17 protein-coding genes and 1 tRNA gene are annotated in these 16,707 nt (G+C 44.6%); 11 read left to right on the top strand and 7 right to left on the bottom strand.

Annotation, left to right across the window (positions count from 1 at the left end; genetic code table 11):
• Nucleotides 1-108 precede the first annotated feature (108 nt).
• The 5 genes from BIZ39_RS14975 to lolB form a co-directional block, all read right to left on the bottom strand.
• Nucleotides 109-591, bottom strand: coding sequence for a hypothetical protein (locus BIZ39_RS14975; RefSeq protein ID WP_014978888.1), 483 nt, complete (start codon nt 589-591; stop codon nt 109-111).
• Between the two features lie 255 nt (nt 592-846).
• Nucleotides 847-1,794 (bottom strand): ribose-phosphate pyrophosphokinase, encoded by a 948-nt coding sequence (locus BIZ39_RS14980; RefSeq protein ID WP_014949014.1) that lies wholly within the window; start codon nt 1,792-1,794, stop codon nt 847-849.
• A gap of 33 nt (nt 1,795-1,827) precedes the next feature.
• Nucleotides 1,828-1,903, bottom strand: a tRNA-Gln gene (locus BIZ39_RS14985).
• A 33-nt stretch (nt 1,904-1,936) separates the two neighbouring features.
• Complete coding sequence (ispE, locus tag BIZ39_RS14990; protein WP_061094697.1) at nt 1,937-2,803, bottom strand: 4-(cytidine 5'-diphospho)-2-C-methyl-D-erythritol kinase; 867 nt, start codon at nt 2,801-2,803, stop codon at nt 1,937-1,939.
• Nucleotides 2,803-3,429 (bottom strand): lipoprotein insertase outer membrane protein LolB, encoded by a 627-nt coding sequence (gene lolB, locus BIZ39_RS14995; RefSeq protein WP_061094698.1) that lies wholly within the window; start codon nt 3,427-3,429, stop codon nt 2,803-2,805. The genes ispE and lolB overlap by 1 nt, the downstream gene beginning before the upstream one ends.
• A gap of 131 nt (nt 3,430-3,560) precedes the next feature.
• Here lolB and hemA point away from each other — a divergent pair, with 131 nt between their 5' ends.
• The 6 genes from hemA to kdsA all read left to right on the top strand — a co-directional run bounded on the left by hemA (nt 3,561) and on the right by kdsA (nt 10,007).
• Nucleotides 3,561-4,835: a glutamyl-tRNA reductase gene (gene hemA / locus BIZ39_RS15000; protein ID WP_014949017.1), complete on the top strand. Its 1,275-nt coding sequence runs from the start codon at nt 3,561-3,563 to the stop codon at nt 4,833-4,835.
• 15 nt (nt 4,836-4,850) lie between these two features.
• The gene (gene prfA / locus BIZ39_RS15005; RefSeq protein WP_014949018.1) at nt 4,851-5,936 is read left to right on the top strand and encodes a peptide chain release factor 1; all 1,086 of its coding nucleotides are present in this window, start codon (nt 4,851-4,853) and stop codon (nt 5,934-5,936) included.
• Between the two features lie 36 nt (nt 5,937-5,972).
• The gene (prmC, locus tag BIZ39_RS15010) at nt 5,973-6,812 is read left to right on the top strand and encodes a peptide chain release factor N(5)-glutamine methyltransferase (RefSeq protein WP_187447351.1); all 840 of its coding nucleotides are present in this window, start codon (nt 5,973-5,975) and stop codon (nt 6,810-6,812) included.
• Nucleotides 6,813-6,965: 153 nt separating this feature from the next.
• Nucleotides 6,966-8,528, top strand: coding sequence for a response regulator (locus tag BIZ39_RS15015; protein ID WP_014949020.1), 1,563 nt, complete (start codon nt 6,966-6,968; stop codon nt 8,526-8,528).
• A 232-nt stretch (nt 8,529-8,760) separates the two neighbouring features.
• A complete protein-coding gene (locus BIZ39_RS15020; RefSeq protein ID WP_014949021.1) occupies nt 8,761-9,132 on the top strand; it encodes a SirB2 family protein in 372 nt (123 codons plus the stop codon).
• Between the two features lie 20 nt (nt 9,133-9,152).
• Entirely contained in the window at nt 9,153-10,007 is an 855-nt protein-coding gene (kdsA, locus tag BIZ39_RS15025; RefSeq protein WP_014949022.1) for a 3-deoxy-8-phosphooctulonate synthase, read from the top strand.
• Nucleotides 10,008-10,069: 62 nt separating this feature from the next.
• Here the strand turns inward: kdsA and BIZ39_RS15030 are convergent, their stop codons facing one another.
• On the bottom strand, nt 10,070-10,348 hold the full coding sequence (locus BIZ39_RS15030) for a hypothetical protein (RefSeq protein ID WP_014949023.1): 279 nt from the start codon (nt 10,346-10,348) through the stop codon (nt 10,070-10,072).
• A gap of 216 nt (nt 10,349-10,564) precedes the next feature.
• On the opposite strand from BIZ39_RS15030, the gene BIZ39_RS15035 reads away from it, so the two are divergent.
• The 5 genes from BIZ39_RS15035 (at nt 10,565) to fusA (ending at nt 16,025) form a co-directional block, all read left to right on the top strand.
• A complete protein-coding gene (locus BIZ39_RS15035; RefSeq protein ID WP_014949024.1) occupies nt 10,565-11,467 on the top strand; it encodes a transcriptional regulator GcvA in 903 nt (300 codons plus the stop codon).
• A gap of 1 nt (nt 11,468) precedes the next feature.
• Nucleotides 11,469-12,161, top strand: a complete 693-nt coding sequence (locus BIZ39_RS15040) for an alpha/beta family hydrolase (protein WP_014976158.1) — start codon at nt 11,469-11,471, stop codon at nt 12,159-12,161.
• A gap of 35 nt (nt 12,162-12,196) precedes the next feature.
• A complete protein-coding gene (locus tag BIZ39_RS15045; RefSeq protein WP_049588860.1) occupies nt 12,197-12,664 on the top strand; it encodes a DUF423 domain-containing protein in 468 nt (155 codons plus the stop codon).
• Nucleotides 12,657-13,754, top strand: coding sequence for a 23S rRNA (cytidine(2498)-2'-O)-methyltransferase RlmM (gene rlmM, locus BIZ39_RS15050; protein ID WP_049588861.1), 1,098 nt, complete (start codon nt 12,657-12,659; stop codon nt 13,752-13,754). Before BIZ39_RS15045 ends, rlmM begins: the two co-directional genes overlap by 8 nt.
• Nucleotides 13,755-13,937: 183 nt before the next feature.
• Nucleotides 13,938-16,025 carry an elongation factor G gene (fusA, locus tag BIZ39_RS15055; RefSeq protein ID WP_049588862.1) on the top strand — a complete coding sequence of 696 codons (2,088 nt, stop codon included), beginning with the start codon at nt 13,938-13,940 and terminating at the stop codon, nt 16,023-16,025.
• 113 nt (nt 16,026-16,138) lie between these two features.
• Here fusA and cynS read toward each other — a convergent pair whose 3' ends face one another.
• Complete coding sequence (gene cynS, locus BIZ39_RS15060; RefSeq protein WP_061094704.1) at nt 16,139-16,588, bottom strand: cyanase; 450 nt, start codon at nt 16,586-16,588, stop codon at nt 16,139-16,141.
• Nucleotides 16,589-16,707: the final 119 nt, after the last annotated feature.

Raw genomic sequence — 16,707 nt, forward strand, 5'->3', positions numbered from 1 at the left:
AAGTGTTGCTACGCAACATTAACGCGTAAGCAAAAATTCTATAATTGCTAGATCGCTAGCTTAATTACCTTTATAAGTAATTTGCTACACGCATAGCTACATTCACGATCATTGTGTTTGCAGGTTATCAATGACTTTACTGGTATCGAGTACTTTAACGCTTGATACTTGAAGTACCGTACCGAATTGCGTAAAGGTCATCATATCAGGTTTAGGCGTACCTTTAACTTCCACAACAAGGCCGTTCTTTTGATAAGTTTCATCTAAACCATGTAGCGTATAGCGATCGCCGTTTTCAGCAATAAAAGCATAAAAACCGCCTTCGAGATCTTTATAAATAATACTGCCCTTCATGGTGACTTCACCTTTTGCATTATCTTCTACGGCTTCAGCCTGAGTAACTGGTTCGGCTACCAGTTCCTTGGGCATAGAACTCTTATCATTAGCTTGAACTGTGGAAGATTTGTCTTTCATTTCAGTTCCTTGTTTCTCAAGATCTGCTTGTTTCACTGAGTCGTCATCTCCAGAGCAGCCCGCTGTATTTAAAAGGGCAGCAATTACTGCAACAAGGCATAGTGTTTTTGTTTTCATTTTATGTCCTTAATATTAGTTTTAACGCACAACAATTCTTAACGTTAAACCTAAAATTGATGAAAAGAAAGTCACATTAACGAGTCGGAAAACGGCAATAAAGTATATTTAAGGCGTAAACGGAATGTGTTTGGCTTGATGTACTGTTCTTATTCTTAAGGCGATGTTCGCTTTCAAAGAAAAAAGAAAGGTAAAAAAAGAGCCGGCGCCACTTACATGGGCCAGCTCTTTTGTAGGAGTAACAATATTTAAATTTTAGTATTCAAACATTGCTGAAATAGACTCTTCGTTGCTGATACGACGAATAGTTTCTGCAAGCATCTCAGATAAAGTAAGCTGTTTTACTTTTCCAATTTGCTTCATCTCTGCACTTAATGGGATAGAGTCGGTAACGATAATTTCGTCAATAACAGACTCTTTAAGATTGTTTGCAGCGTTACCTGAAAAGATAGCGTGAGTTGCGTAAGCATAAACACGACGCGCACCATGTGCTTTAAGTGCTTCAGCTGCTTTTGCAAGCGTACCGCCTGTATCAATCATGTCATCGACAATGATGCAGTCTCTGTCTTTTACGTCACCAATGATGTTCATTACCTGAGCCACGTTCGCTTTAGGGCGACGCTTATCGATAATGGCAAGGTCGGTGTCGTTGAGTAGTTTCGCAGTAGCACGTGCACGTACAACACCGCCAATGTCAGGAGAAACGACTACAGGGTCGGCAAAATCACGTCTTACCATGTCAGCAAGAAGGATAGGAGTACCGAATGCGTTATCCACCGGAACATCAAAGAAACCTTGAATTTGTTCGGCGTGTAGGTCGATAGTAAGTACGCGGTCAACACCAACGTTAGACAGGAAGTCAGCCACTACTTTCGCAGTAATAGGCACCCTAGCTGAACGAACACGACGGTCTTGGCGTGCATAACCAAAGTAAGGAATTACTGCTGTAATACGACCAGCTGATGCGCGACGTAGTGCGTCGATCATCACAATCAGTTCCATAAGGTTATCGTTAGTAGGCGCACACGTAGACTGGATAATAAAAACGTCCGAGCCACGGACGTTTTCATGAATTTCTACGCTGATTTCACCGTCACTGAAACGGCCAACTTTGGCATTTCCAAGTTTGGTGTAGAGGCGATCGGCAACTTTCTGGGCAAGTTCTGGTACGGCATTACCTGCAAAGAGCTTCATATCTGGCACAAGTGGTTCCTCAGTGCGTTGATAAAAGAGGTTTGGCTGGGGTAGCAGGACTCGAACCTACGAATGGCGGGATCAAAACCCGCTGCCTTACCAACTTGGCTATACCCCAATTTTTAAGTTCTTGTCCGATGTGGCGTACACGCTATCTTTGTTGTTCTAATTTGTCTAATAGTGGTGAGCGATTCACACCTTTTGCGACAAAACTCTGCCAAGCTTCAGGCATTTGAGCCCTAACTTGTTCGGCTAAAGTGTAGTCAGAAAAAGTGGCAAACACGCATGCACCTGTGCCCGTCATTCGCGACGGTGCGTAGTGTACCAACCACTGTAATAATTTTGCAACTTCAGGATAGCGATTCGCGACTAATTGCTGACAATCATTCCAAGTTTTTTCAAATTTATAGTCTTCCCAACGTATCGCTGGTGTATTTCTGGGCAAATCGGGCGAGGTGAACACTTCGGCTGTGCTGACATGAACATTTGGGTTCACTACAAGAAAATACTGTTCTTTTTGGGGAGCTGGCGTTATGTCTTCTCCAACGCCTCCTGCAAATGCCGTTAGACCTCGCACAAAAATAGGTACGTCAGCGCCTAAAGCTAGCCCGAGCTCAGCCAGTTCATCTTCACTTAGCCCTGTGTTCCAAAGGTGATTAAGCGCCACTAACGTGGTTGCTGCATTCGATGATCCCCCGCCAATGCCGCCACCCATAGGAAGGCGCTTGTCTACCGAAATAACGGCACCTTTATTACATTTTGTTTTTGTTGCCAGCAGTCGCGCTGCTTTTACAATTAAATTGTCATCGTCTGGAACCCCATCCAGTGGGGTTTCCATGCGTATGGTTGTGTCGTCTGTACTTATGTCAAAGGAGAGTGCATCGCCGTAATCCAGCATTTGAAACAGACTTTGAAGCTGGTGATAGCCGTTGTCGTAGCGGCCAAGTATATGCAAGAAAAGGTTCAGTTTAGCGGGCGAAGGCCACCAATCTTTATGTTCTGAAACAGATGAGTTCACTACAGAGTCCACTGATAAATTTTAATTTTAAGCTGAGTATTAGGCATGTCCGGCGTTTCATTCTGGGTAAGTGTTATGCTGTGAGGCAACCATACAGATGTGCCATCATCTAGCTCAACACTACCGTAATTACCGTAAGCAACTTGCCAATTGCGGCAACCTTGGCAATAGCTTTCAAGGGTATTAACCAATCCTTTTTCAGTTAGGGTAAATTTATCACCGTCTAGCGGTAAGCCTTTTACCCAAGACAATAGTGATTCCACCGGAATGGCCATTCCCGTTATCTGGTAAATAAGTGGTTCTGGTAGAGCATCTACATACGTTTCGCCGTCAGCCTCTAATACCGACTGCTGCTGGGTAACGTTAAGGTTAACCAGACTTACCCCTAGAAAATTGGTTAATCGAAAATCAAAATCACCGGAATCATTTTTCCAGACTAAATTAAGGCTGGCCGCTTCCTTTCCTTGGCGAAATGCAATTTTTCCGCGCATTTGCCACTGATGTACTTCAGCAACTTTTTCAAGTTGGGCCGTGAGGTTTACCGCGTTTTCTGGGCCTTTGGGAGCGGTTGTGCATGCGCTCAGTACGAAGCAGAGAAACAACAGTAGGGAAATAAAGCGAATCATTAAGGCGCGTTACCTGTATAAAAATAAAACACATTTAATTGTGACATTATGGGAACACAGTTTCACCAACACTTTCAATCATTTTGGGTTTTTCGTACAATGCCGCTCCGACGTTGCCAGCACAGATTTTAATGACTTTACTCGCCCTCGGTATTAACCACAAAACAGCACCAGTAGCACTTCGCGAAAAAGTGGCCTTTACACCAGATTCTCTGGTGGAAGCGCTTGCGAGTTTAAAAAAGCTGGAAGGCGTAGATGAGTCTGTCATTGTATCGACCTGTAACCGCACTGAGCTATACGTTAATACTCAAGACGACACCGGCCAAAAGCTTCTACAATGGTTAAGTGACTTCCATCACTTGGATGTAGAAGAGATTGCCAATAACAGCTATGTGCTCGCGCAGGATGAAGCGGTAAAGCACATTATGCGTGTAGCCAGCGGACTTGATTCACTGATTTTGGGAGAACCTCAAATCTTAGGTCAGGTGAAGCAGGCGTTTGGTGATGCAAAACACTCAGGTATGGTGAGCAGCGAATTTGATAAGCTGTTTCAACATACGTTTTCGGTGGCGAAGCGAGTTCGCAGTGAAACAGATATAGGTGCAAACGCGGTAAGCGTGGCTTATGCAGCCGTTCAGTTGGCCAAGCATATATTCGCTGAACTACCAAAACGTTCAGTGTTATTAGTAGGAGCTGGCGAAACCATTGAACTTGTGGCTCAGCATTTGAAAGAGCAAGGCGTGAGCTGTTTGGCGGTGGCGAATAGAACCGTAGCGCGAGCAGAAGCCTTAGCCGAAACACTAGATGCGAGTGTGTTTACCTTATCGCAAGTGCCAGAGCACTTAAAAGACTTCGATATCGTGATAAGCTCTACCGCAAGCCAACTGCCTTTAATAGGCAAGGGAATGGTTGAGAAAGCCCTTAAGCAGCGCAAAAACATGCCGATGTTTTTGGTTGACCTTGCAGTACCACGAGATATCGAATCAGAGGTTAACGAGCTAGGCGATGCCTATCTTTATACCGTTGATGATTTGCAGCATATTGTTCAGAAGAATTTAGAAAACCGCGAGCAAGCAGCAAAAGAAGCCGAAAAGCTCATCGACAAACAAGCTGGCGACTACATGACGTGGAAGCAGTCGCAGCAATCGATAGATTTAGTAAGACAGTATCGCCAAAAAGGCATGGCACAGCGTGACGATATTGTGGAAAAAGCCAAAGCGCAATTAGCGGAAGGTAAAAATGCCGAAACGGTATTAGAAGAAATGGCGTATAAATTAACCAATACGCTATTGCACCCAACAACTTTAGCGTTACGCGAGGCTGCCATGCACGATGACCCGGCATTGAGCCGATGGATGGGACAGGCATTAGATTTATCTGACTTTTCGTCAGACGATAATAAATAAGGTAATAAAAAGCATATGAAAGAGTCGGTAGTTAGGAAACTCGAACACTTAGTCGAGCGTTTCGAAGAAGTTCAGGCGTTGTTAGGCGACCCTGGAGTTATCGGCGATCAAGATAAGTTTCGCAACTTGTCAAAAGAGTTTAGTCAGCTAGAAGATGTAGTGGCAGGCTTTAATGCTTATCAGCAAGCACAAGAAAACTTGGCTTCAGCGCAGGAAATGTTGAATGAAGACGACGCCGAAATGCGCGAGATGGCGCAGGAAGAGATGAAAGATGCCAAGGCGGAAATTGAACGCCTTGAAACTGAACTTCAGGTACTACTCCTGCCAAAAGATCCTAACGATGATAACAACTGTTTCTTGGAAATTCGCGCTGGTGCGGGTGGTGACGAAGCGGCAATATTTGCAGGTGACTTGTTCCGCATGTACAGCCGTTATGCCGAAAGTCGTGGCTGGCGTGTAGAGTTGGTTAACGCAAATGAAGGTGAGCACGGCGGTTATAAAGAAGTCATTGCGAATGTTAGCGGCGATGGCGTGTACGGCGTATTGAAATTCGAGTCGGGCGGTCACCGCGTACAGCGTGTACCAGAAACTGAATCACAAGGCCGTATCCATACCTCGGCATGTACCGTGGCGGTATTACCAGAAATTCCAGAGTCGCAGGCAATTGAAATTAATCCTGCAGAGCTTCGCATTGATACCTTCCGTGCATCAGGTGCGGGTGGTCAGCACGTTAACAAAACCGACTCGGCTATTCGTATTACTCACTTGCCAACAGGCTTGGTAGTGGAATGTCAGGACGAGCGTTCACAGCACAAAAACCGTGCGAAAGCGATGTCGGTACTTCAAGCGCGGTTAAATCAGATTGAAGAAGAAAAGCGTGCAGCAGAAGAGGCTTCTACCCGTAAGAGCCTAGTCGGTAGCGGCGACCGCTCTGAGCGAATTCGTACTTATAACTTTCCGCAGGGGCGTGTAACCGACCACCGTATCAACTTGACTATTTATCGTTTAGACGAAGTGGTGGAAGGTGACCTTAAGCAGCTTATAGACCCAATTTTGCAAGAGCATCAGGCCGATCTGCTGGCCTCTCTTTCTGACGAATAACGCTGTCTTGTTACACAAACTGTTTATAGAAAAACAATGCGCATAGACAATGCCTTAGCATGGGCTGCTGAGCAACTAGAGGGTGGGGAGTCACCCTCTGTTGATGCCAAAGTCATGTTGGCGAACATTCTAGGTAAGTCACAAACTTACCTGTTCACATGGCCTGATAAAACCTTGGATGCCGCCCAGAAAGCCCAATTTGAAGTGGATGTGGCCAAGCGTAAACGGGGTGAGCCCGTGGCGTATATTATCGGTAAGCGTGATTTCTGGACCCTGTCACTGTTTACCTCGCCAGATACATTAATTCCGCGACCGGATACTGAAGTCTTGGTTGAGCAGGTACTTAATTGGGTAAATCAACAATCCTCTGCATCCCTATCAATCTGTGATTTGGGAACAGGCACTGGCACCATTGCGTTGGCATTAGCGAGCGAACTGCCAGAAGCATCCGTTACTGGCGTAGACTTTCAAGCGGGGGCGGTGAACCTTGCTACCCGTAATGCCCAAGCTAATAGCATAGTCAATGCGCATTTTGTTCAAAGTGATTGGTTTAGTGCGCTGGCAGGTCAAACCTTCGACATTATCGTTTCAAACCCACCTTATATAGAAGAATCTAGTCCATACCTTAATGAGGGCGACGTGCGTTTTGAGCCCAAAACAGCATTAACCTCGGGCAGTGATGGTCTAGACGACATCAAACACATCATTAATAGCGCGCCGCAATATCTCAATAAAGGTGCCTTACTTGCATTCGAACACGGCTTTGACCAAGGGGCTGCGGTTAACGCTTTGCTCGCAGATGCGGGATTTGTAGACGTCAAAACTATTAAAGACTACGGCGACAATGACCGTGTAACGCTAGGACAGTGGCAGTAGTTTTCAACTTCCAAAGAAATTATCTTTCCTGTAGTTATCAAAATTTAATTGCAAACTTGCTAATATTTTGTTTTACATTAGTATCTATTAAGCGGTTGTAAGACCTCAAAAAGCACTAAGTTAAACAATCTCTTACACTACAGGACGTACCAGATGAATGATGACTTTCTTTTCGCAGAAGATGACGATGAAAATGAAGTAGATGATCTGGGTAGCTGGAAAGTACTCATTGTTGATGATGAACCCGAAGTACACGCCGTTACCAAGCTGGCGCTAAATGACTTTAGTTTAAACGGCAAAACCCTTGAGTTTGTTAGTGCCTATAGCGGAGAGGAAGCGAAGGCCATTTTCAAAACCCATGATGATATCGCCGTTGTGTTACTTGATGTTGTTATGGAGACTGATGACGCCGGTCTTAAAGTGGCGGAGTATGTTCGTAACGAATTAGACAATCATTTCACGCGTATTATTTTGCGTACTGGACAACCTGGCCAAGCCCCTGAAAAAGATGTCATCATTAATTACGACATCAACGACTACAAGTCGAAAACCGAACTGACCGCGCAAAAACTCTTTACTGTTATCATTGCAGCGCTCCGCTCATATCGAGATATTATCGTTATCGAAGAAAATAGACGCGGCCTTGAAAAAATTATAGATGCGTCTGTGGATTTATTTTCCTCCCGTTCCCTCGAAAAGTTCATGCAGGGTATTATTCAACAGCTCGCATCTATTTTGGGCTGTTCAAAGGATGCTGCCTACATTACCACTGCGGTGGCAACCACATCGCGTACTATCAACACCAGCAACAACAAACTGGGTGACGACGAACTATATGTTTTTGCTGGCAACGGTGAGTACGCCAGTAAGGAAGGGGTGCCTTTAAAAGACGCCATTAGCGCACAAGAATATGCCCTGTGCGCAAGAGCCATGCGCGATAAGCAAATTGTTTATGCAGAAGATCACGTTGTGGCTTATTGCAACAGTAAAAGTCACAATGGTGCACTCTTGTACTTGTCAGGATTACCGAGACGAATAGGGGAAAGTGATCGTCATCTGGTAAAACGCTTTTCAGACAGTGTTCAGCTTGCTTTTGACAATGTACTTAAAACCGTTGATGTTGAAGCGACGCAGAAAGAAATAATTGAGCGTTTAGGTCGAGCGTTAGAGCATGAGTCAAATGCATCAAATAATCTCACAAGAATGGTTGAAATGGCGCAACTGTTGGCAGAAAAGGTTGGGCTGAACGAGCAAGACATCCACGCATTACGCCTTGCCGTGCCACTCCATGATATTGGGACGTCTATAGTGCCTAAATCTATTTTGCACAAAACGACGCCGTTAACCGAAGAGGAAGTATTTAAAATACGTCAGCATGCTGAATTTGGTTACCAGATTTTGCGAGATTCAAGCCGGCCCACTATCCAACTTGCAGCAATGTTAGCAAAGCAGCATCACGAACGCTGGGATGGAAAGGGATATCCAGACGGGCTTAAAGGCGAAGAAATTGATATAAAAAGCCGTATTGCCACGTTAGTTGATGTGTTTGATGCACTGTTAAACGCAAGGCCGTATAAGCCAGCGTGGACAATTGATAAGGTTGAAGCCGTATTGAAAGAGGAAAGTGGCAAGCACTTCGACCCTGATTTAGTTCAGTGTATGCTAAATGACCTTCCGGCCTTTATGGCAATTCAAGCTCAATTCCCTGACGCATAATGATTTATTTCTCCGTTATTTACGTACTGTAATACGTTACAATAACAGCCTCTAAACAGGCGCCATAATTAAAACGAAGGCAGGTGCTACATGCACCTGTTTTTTTGAGTCTGCTACTCGTATTCTGAGTCTGTTGAATTTTGCATTGCTGTAAAACTAATTCGGCTCAATTAACACCTGTGTTAAAGTAACCAGAAGCAGCCTTACTATCTAATAAGAACAGGAACACATTATGTACATGATGGCTAAACACCTTCACATGACCGCCGTTGGCTTGAGCATATTATTTTTTGTCTTTCGCTTTATATGGAGTCAATTCGACGCTACAGCACTTAGCAAAAAATGGGTTAAAATTCTCCCTCATATCATTGATACCGTGCTATTAGCCAGCGCAATTTGGCTATGCATTATTTTGTCTCAATATCCTTTAGTTAATGCATGGCTCACATTTAAAGTTGTGGGCGTGGTGCTGTACATAGTGTTTGGATTGTTTGCATTGAAAAAAGCCAAAACAGCGTTAGGCAAATGGAGCTTTTTCGTAGCAGCGCTTGTTGTGCTTATGGCAACGGCTATGGTTGCTGTAACCAAACAACCTCTTTTTTAAGATTTAATTGGAAATAGATAATGTCTGAATCTCAACAGATTATTAATGTAGGTAACGTAGACGTTGCCAACCACTTGCCGTTTGTTCTGTTCGGTGGAATGAACGTACTTGAGTCTCGCGATCTCGCTATGCGTATTGCAGAACACTATGTTGAAGTAACGCAAAAGCTCAATATCCCGTACGTTTTTAAAGCCTCGTTTGATAAAGCGAACCGTTCATCTGTGACTTCTTACCGTGGGCCTGGCATGGAAGAAGGGTTGCGTATTTTTGAAGAAATTAAGTCGACCTTTAACGTTCCGCTTATCACTGATGTGCACGAACCGCACCAAGCAGCTCCCGTAGCTGAAGTGGTGGATGTTATTCAACTGCCTGCTTTCTTGGCGCGCCAAACCGACCTTGTGGTTGCAATGGCAAAAACCGGTAGCGTTATCAATGTGAAAAAGCCTCAATTCTTAGCACCGCATGAAATGCGTCACATCATAGGAAAACTAGGCGAAGCGGGGAACGATAAGGTTATTCTTTGTGAGCGTGGTAGCTGCTTTGGATATAACAATTTAGTTGTGGATATGCTTGGCATGGACGCAATGAAAGAATATGCCCCAGTAATATTTGATGCGACTCACGCACTTCAAATGCCGGGTGGCCGTGCGACGTCTGCAGATGGTCGTAGAGCGCAAGCTGCACAGTTGGCCAGAAGCGGTATGGCATTGGGTTTGGCAGGGCTATTTATTGAAGCGCATCCTAACCCTGATGAAGCACTATGTGATGGGCCTTGCGCACTGCCGTTGGCAAAATTAGAGCCTTACTTGCAGCAGATGAAAGCACTAGATGAATTGGTGAAAGGTTTTGACGCGTTAGATACAAGTAATACCTAAGCTAGTATTTGATGGCGTATGCCGGTGCAAGCACCGGCATGCGTATCAGGTGTGTGAGTTGCTTATTCCGCTTCAGAAACGTTTACGCGCTCTTCACCTTTTGTCATTGCTAATAAGTTCTTGTGAAGCTGAACTTGCGTCTCTTCAGCTAAAATCGCTTTAGACTGCTTTTTCACAACAATGTGCGCATCGTTTTCTGGCAGTACTTCGGCCATTTTTACGCTGGTCATTGCTGTGTTGATTAACGATTGTAGATTGATCTTTTCTGGTTGTGCGTTAGCATTTGCAGCAGCGCTTACAAAAGCCATTACAGAAACACTAGCTAAAAGTAATTTTTTCATTTTCACACCTAATAAAAATAATTAAATAATTGTTGATGAATGTTAAAATGTTTAACAAATGTTCATCATAAAATGCTGAAATTAAATGTTCTTTTTTAATTTCGGGTAAATTATAGTCAGTGGGTGGTGAAAAATAAAACGAGTAAAAGTATGGGTTGTCATTAGAAAAACTAATGAATTTGTCATGCTTCGGTCACACTGGATTAAAAACGATATATGCATCGACGTTTACCCCCTCTCAACGCCTTGAAATCGTTTGAAGCGGCTGCTCGCCATTTGAGCTTTACTAAGGCTGCCGATGAGCTGTTTGTTACGCAAGCTGCCGTTAGCCACCAGATAAAAGCGCTTGAAGATTTCTTATCGATGAAGCTATTTCTTCGAAGAAATAGAACCCTGCTTCTAACCGAAGAAGGTCAAGCTTATTTTCTTGAGCTAAAAGATATCTTCAAAAACTTACAAGATGCGACAGAAAGGCTACTTGCGAAGGGCAGTAAAGGTGCTATCACGGTAGCGATGCCGCCCAGCTTTGCGAGCCAATGGCTGGTACCCCGTATTCATAAGTTTAGTTTGGCGCATCCAGACATCGACGTACGCATCAAGGCAGTTGATTTCGATGAAGGCTTCTTAGAAGACGATGTAGACGTTGCGATATATTACGGTAAAGGTCGTTGGGCTGGTCTTCAAGCCGACCAGCTACATCGAGAGTTTCTAACTCCGCTTTGCTCTCCAATGCTTTTTCAAGGCCCCAAACCTTTATCCAGCCTGTCTGACTTACGGCACCACGTGTTGCTTCACGACTTAAGCCGTACTGCATGGAAAAATTGGTTGAAGCATGTAGGTGTGGTTGGCGTAAACGTTAACCAAGGACCGGTTTTCAGTCACTCCATGCTAGTTTTGCAAGCCGCTGCACTCGGTCAAGGCATTGCGTTGGGTAACACGGTACTTGCAAGGCCGGAAATTGAAGCGGGAAGGCTAGTTATGCCGTTTGAAGAACGAGTGGAGAGTCGCGATGCGTTTTATCTCGTGTGTGAGGAATCACAGGCTGAACTCGGTAAGATTGCGGCATTTAGAGACTGGATCTTAGCGCTGGTCGAAGCTGAACAAGAGGACTTGTTGTAATATGACTAAGTTGAACACCATTGCTGAACAGCCTAGTTTTGACATTGAATTGCATGAAGCCGATAAGCCCTTAGCGTGTTTGATACTAGGCCATGGAGCCGGCGCCGGTAAGGAACATGAGTTCATGCAAGACATTGCGAAGGAACTTGTTGCTAGAGGTATATCAACCGTTCTTTTTAACTTTCCCTATATGCAAACCATAAAAGCTACCGGTAAGCGTAGGCCTCCCGATAAAGCCGATAAACTTATGTCACATTTTACTGCGGTGATTGAAACCTGCAGCAAAGATAACAAAGCCTTGCATAACTTGCCTGTGTTCATCGGTGGAAAGTCGATGGGCGGGCGTATGGCGACCATGGTGTACGAAGCGGTGAGCAATGTAAAAGGCGCGATAGCGCTGGGCTATCCGTTTCACCCTCCTGGTAAGCCAGAAAAAACACGCACCGACCATCTGCAAACGGCGTCTAAACCTTTACTTATTATTCAGGGTGAACGAGACACCTTTGGTACAAAGAGCGAAGTAGAGGATTACAAAAAGCGCAGCGTATTATCTACAGACATTGAATGCGCCTATTTAGACGACGGCGATCACAGTTTTAAGCCTCGCAAAGCAAGTGGCAAAACGCAGGAAGAACATATTGTTACCGCTGCCACGCTTACCGCTTCTTTTATTGAAGCCCATTTAAATAATTAATGGTCAATTAGAAATCAGAGCGAAAGACTAATTTAATGAAAACTGAAAAACTTAGGTTTGCCACCGTTGCTAAACCTTATCTTATTACTGGCGCATTGCTAGCGGGCCTTTCTGTCGTGCTAGGTGCGTTTGGCGCACATGGTTTAAAAAGCGTCTTAACTGCACAGCAGCTCAACACGTTTGAAATTGGCGTGCGTTATCAAATGTATCACGCATTAGCCTTGCTTATTTTGCCTGCGCTGTCAGGCGTTGTCTCATCGACGTGGGCAAATCGGGTAGCGTTTTGTTTCGTTACCGGAACTGTGTTGTTTAGTGGAAGTTTATACGCGCTAGGAATAAGCAGCATAAAATGGTTTGGCCCGATAACCCCTTTGGGTGGCATGTTCTTTATTATTGGATGGGTGTTGTTAGTGATTGGACTGATAAAAGGTCATGATTTAAACAAGCAACAAAAAGAAGAGCAGAACAAAACTCACCACATGCCGGGGGCAGGTAATGCCTAACACCAGTATTTTAGGTTATTGCCGACCTGGTTATGAAAACGATACGGCTAACGAGCTTACCTCTCGTTACGGTGAAGCCCAGTGTTATGGCTACCCAGTATCTAAGAAGAACAGTGGCTTTGTACTTTATCATTTATATGATGGCTCGCAGCTAGAACAAACCATTACCCAGTTTGCTGTTCACGACAGTATCTTCCCTCGTCAACTGGTGGCTGTTTTTGCCACGCTAAACGATATAGAGAAACTGGACAGGGTAGGGCAAGTGCTCGAGGCTTTGAAAGAGGTAGAAAAACCATTTCAAATTTTTGGCGCCATAGACGTCGAATACCCAGATACAGAAGAAGGTAAAACCCTCGCAAAGTTCTGCCGAAAGTTTACTGTTCCTCTTCGCCAAGCCCTAAGAAAAGCGGGATGGCTCACCGCAAAGGAAAATTTAGGTAAACCAAAGCTACATATTTTCTTTGAGTCATTTGAGATTTGCCATATTGGCTATACATTACCCAGTCATGCTAGTGGCGATCACTTGGGTATTTGCCGGTTAAAGTTCCCAAGTGATGCGCCGAGCCGCTCGACGCTTAAACTTGAAGATGCCTTAGTGAATATGCTGAGCGACAAACAGCAGGCTAAGGTACTTCGAAGCGGTGGACGTGCCGTGGACCTAGGTGCATGCCCGGGTGGTTGGACATATCAGCTGGTGAAGCGCGGAATGTATGTTGAAGCTATCGACAATGGACTTGTAGCCGATAGTTTAATGAGCACGGGCTTGGTTGAACATCACGCGGCAGACGGGTTTACCTATCGACCACAATTTGGTCGTGTAGATTTGCTGGTATGTGATATGATAGAGCAACCCGATAGGGTAGCTAAATTGATGGGTGATTGGTTAGTTAAGCACTGGGCAACGCACGCAATATTCAATTTAAAGTTACCTATGAAACAACGTTATGAAACTGTAGTTGAAGCCATGACGTTGCTAAGAGGCCGATTAAATGCCTTGGAAGATGCATTTGCGGTGAAGGTGAGGCATCTCTACCACGACAGAGATGAAGTTACAGTAACAATTGTTCGCACTTCAAAAGATGAGGTGTGATTTTGTTATTTTTCAAAAAAGTGTCATTAATTAATAAGTTATTGATACTTAAAGAAAAGAATTAATGGTGGCGCGGATTTTGGCAAACGAATTTAAGGTTTATGCTAAAAAAGGTGTAAATCTGGTATAGAAATCCTTTATAATCCGGCCGTTTTTTTACACTGAACCAATGAAAGTGAACTAATGTCAGAACTATCTCATTACAGAAACATTGGTATTTTCGCCCACGTAGACGCGGGTAAAACTACCACAACAGAACGTATCTTGAAGCTTACCGGCCGTATTCACAAAATCGGTGACACTCACGATGGCTCAACTACAACTGACTTCATGGAGCAGGAAGCTGAGCGTGGTATTACCATCCAGTCAGCCGCAACAACCTGTTTCTGGAAAGATCATCGTATGAACATCATCGATACTCCGGGACACGTTGACTTTACAGTTGAAGTATATCGTTCACTGAAAGTGCTTGACGGCGGTATTGGTGTATTTTGTGGTTCTGGCGGTGTTGAGCCTCAGTCAGAAACTAACTGGCGCTATGCTAACGAATCTGGCGTTGCCCGCTGTATTTTCGTTAACAAGCTAGATCGTATGGGTGCAGACTTTTACCGTGTTGTAGGTCAAGTTAAGAAAGTACTTGCTGCTAACCCACTAGTAATGACGCTTCCAATCGGTATCGAAGACGAGTTTAAAGGTGTTGTTAACCTTCTAGATATGAAAGCGTACATCTGGGACGATTCAGGTCTTCCTGAAAACTACGAAGTTGTAGATATCCCTGCAGATATGGTTGATAAGGCTAACGAGTACCGTGAGCAACTAATCGAAACTGCTGTTGAGCAAGACGACGATCTAATGATGGCTTACATGGATGGCGAAGAGCCGTCTTTAGAAGACATCAAGCGCTGTATCCGTAAAGGTACTCGTGACCTAGCGTTCTTCCCAACCTACTGTGGCTCTGCATACAAGAACAAAGGTATTCAGCTTGTTCTAGACGCGGTTGTAGACTTCCTACCTTCTCCAACAGAAGTAGATCCACAAGATCTAACTGACGAAGAAACGGGCGAGCCTACTGGTGAAGTTGCAACAGTATCTGTTGACGAGCCGTTCCGTGCACTTGCGTTCAAAATCATGGACGACCGTTTCGGTGCCCTTACGTTTATCCGTATCTACTCTGGTAAGCTAAACAAAGGCGACACTATTCTTAACAGCGCAACGGGTAAAACTGAGCGTATCGGCCGTATGGTTGAGATGCACGCTGACGAACGTACTGAACTTACTTCAGCACAAGCGGGTGACATCCTAGCAGTTGTTGGTATGAAGAACGTTCAAACTGGTCACACATTATGTGATCCGAAGCACCCTTGTACACTAGAGCCAATGATCTTCCCTGAGCCAGTAATCTCGATTGCTGTTAAGCCAAAAGACAAAGGCGCTAACGAAAAGATGTCTATCGCTATTGGTAAACTAGTAGCAGAAGACCCATCTTTCCAAGTTGAAACTGACGAAGATTCTGGCGAAACCATCCTTAAAGGTATGGGTGAGCTTCACCTAGATATCAAAGTAGACATCTTGAAGCGTACTTACGGCGTTGAGCTAGAAGTTGGTCAGCCTCAGGTTGCTTACCGTGAAACTATCACACAAGCAGTTGAAGACAGCTACACGCACAAGAAGCAGTCTGGTGGTTCTGGTCAATTCGGTAAGATTGATTACCGCATCCGTCCGGGCGAAACTAACTCTGGCTTCAAGTTCACATCTACTGTTGTGGGCGGTAACGTTCCTAAAGAATTCTTCCCTGCAATCGAAAAAGGTTTTGCAGGTATGATGGAAGTAGGTCCTCTAGCGGGCTACCCAGTACTAGACGTTGAAGTTGAGCTATTCGACGGTGGTTTCCACGCAGTTGACTCATCAGCAATCGCGTTCGAAATTGCAGCTAAAGGTGCATTCCGTCAGTCAATGCCAAAAGCAGGTCCTCAAATTCTTGAGCCTGTGATGAAAGTTGACGTATTCAGCCCAGAAGACAACGTTGGTGACGTAATCGGTGACCTTAACCGTCGTCGTGGTATGATCAAAGACCAAGAAGCTGGCGCTACTGGCGTTCGCATCAAGGCTGACGTACCTCTATCTGAGATGTTTGGTTACATCGGTCACCTACGTACTATTACATCTGGTCGTGGTCAGTTCTCTATGGAATTCAGCCACTACTCAGCTTGTCCTCAGAACGTAGCTGACAAAGTAATTGAAGAAGCGAAAGCACGTAAAGCTGCTAAGTAATTAGCCTTTGCGAACGTAAGCTGACCTTGGGTTAGCTTACGCTTCAAGAAATACTAAAAAGCCGGTCGCATGACCGGCTTTTTTTATGTCGGGTGTCCCATCCTGAAATACGTTTAGTACATCTTATATGGCAGAAACTTCCCTGACATCACTACGCTGACACGGTCGCCTTTAGGGTCGTTCTCGCGCTGTAAATCCATAGAAAAATCAATGGCACTCATAATGCCGTCGCCAAACTCTTCATGAATTAATTCCTTTAATGTAGTGCCATACACACTCACCAATTCGTACCAGCGGTAAATAAGCGGGTCGGTAGGGACTTCTGTGGGTAACGAGCCTTTGTAAGGCACAATTTGAAGCCAGGCAATCGCTTCGTCGGTAAGCTCAAGTAACTCACCCACGGCTTCAGCTTGCTGCTTTGTCATGGCCATTTGTCCTAAGCAAGCTGCTGTACTCCATTCTTTTGACTGACCAACAGCTTCGGCAATCTGACTCCACTTTATGCCTTTTAAAATTTTGGCTGACTGGATCATGTCGGTAACTTGGGTTCTCGATGTAATCATTTGCATTTCCTTAAAGGGTTAGTCCCGAATTCAACTGCGAAGTGCGACACTCGTCAATATCAAGCAGCCAATGCCATTTCTTTAAATACAATCGCTGGCTGCTTGAAGCCTAAACACTT

Origin of the sequence: Alteromonas sp. BZK5 (assembly GCF_014349115.1) — a bacterium.
Taxonomy (GTDB): Bacteria; Pseudomonadota; Gammaproteobacteria; order Enterobacterales; family Alteromonadaceae; genus Alteromonas; species Alteromonas macleodii.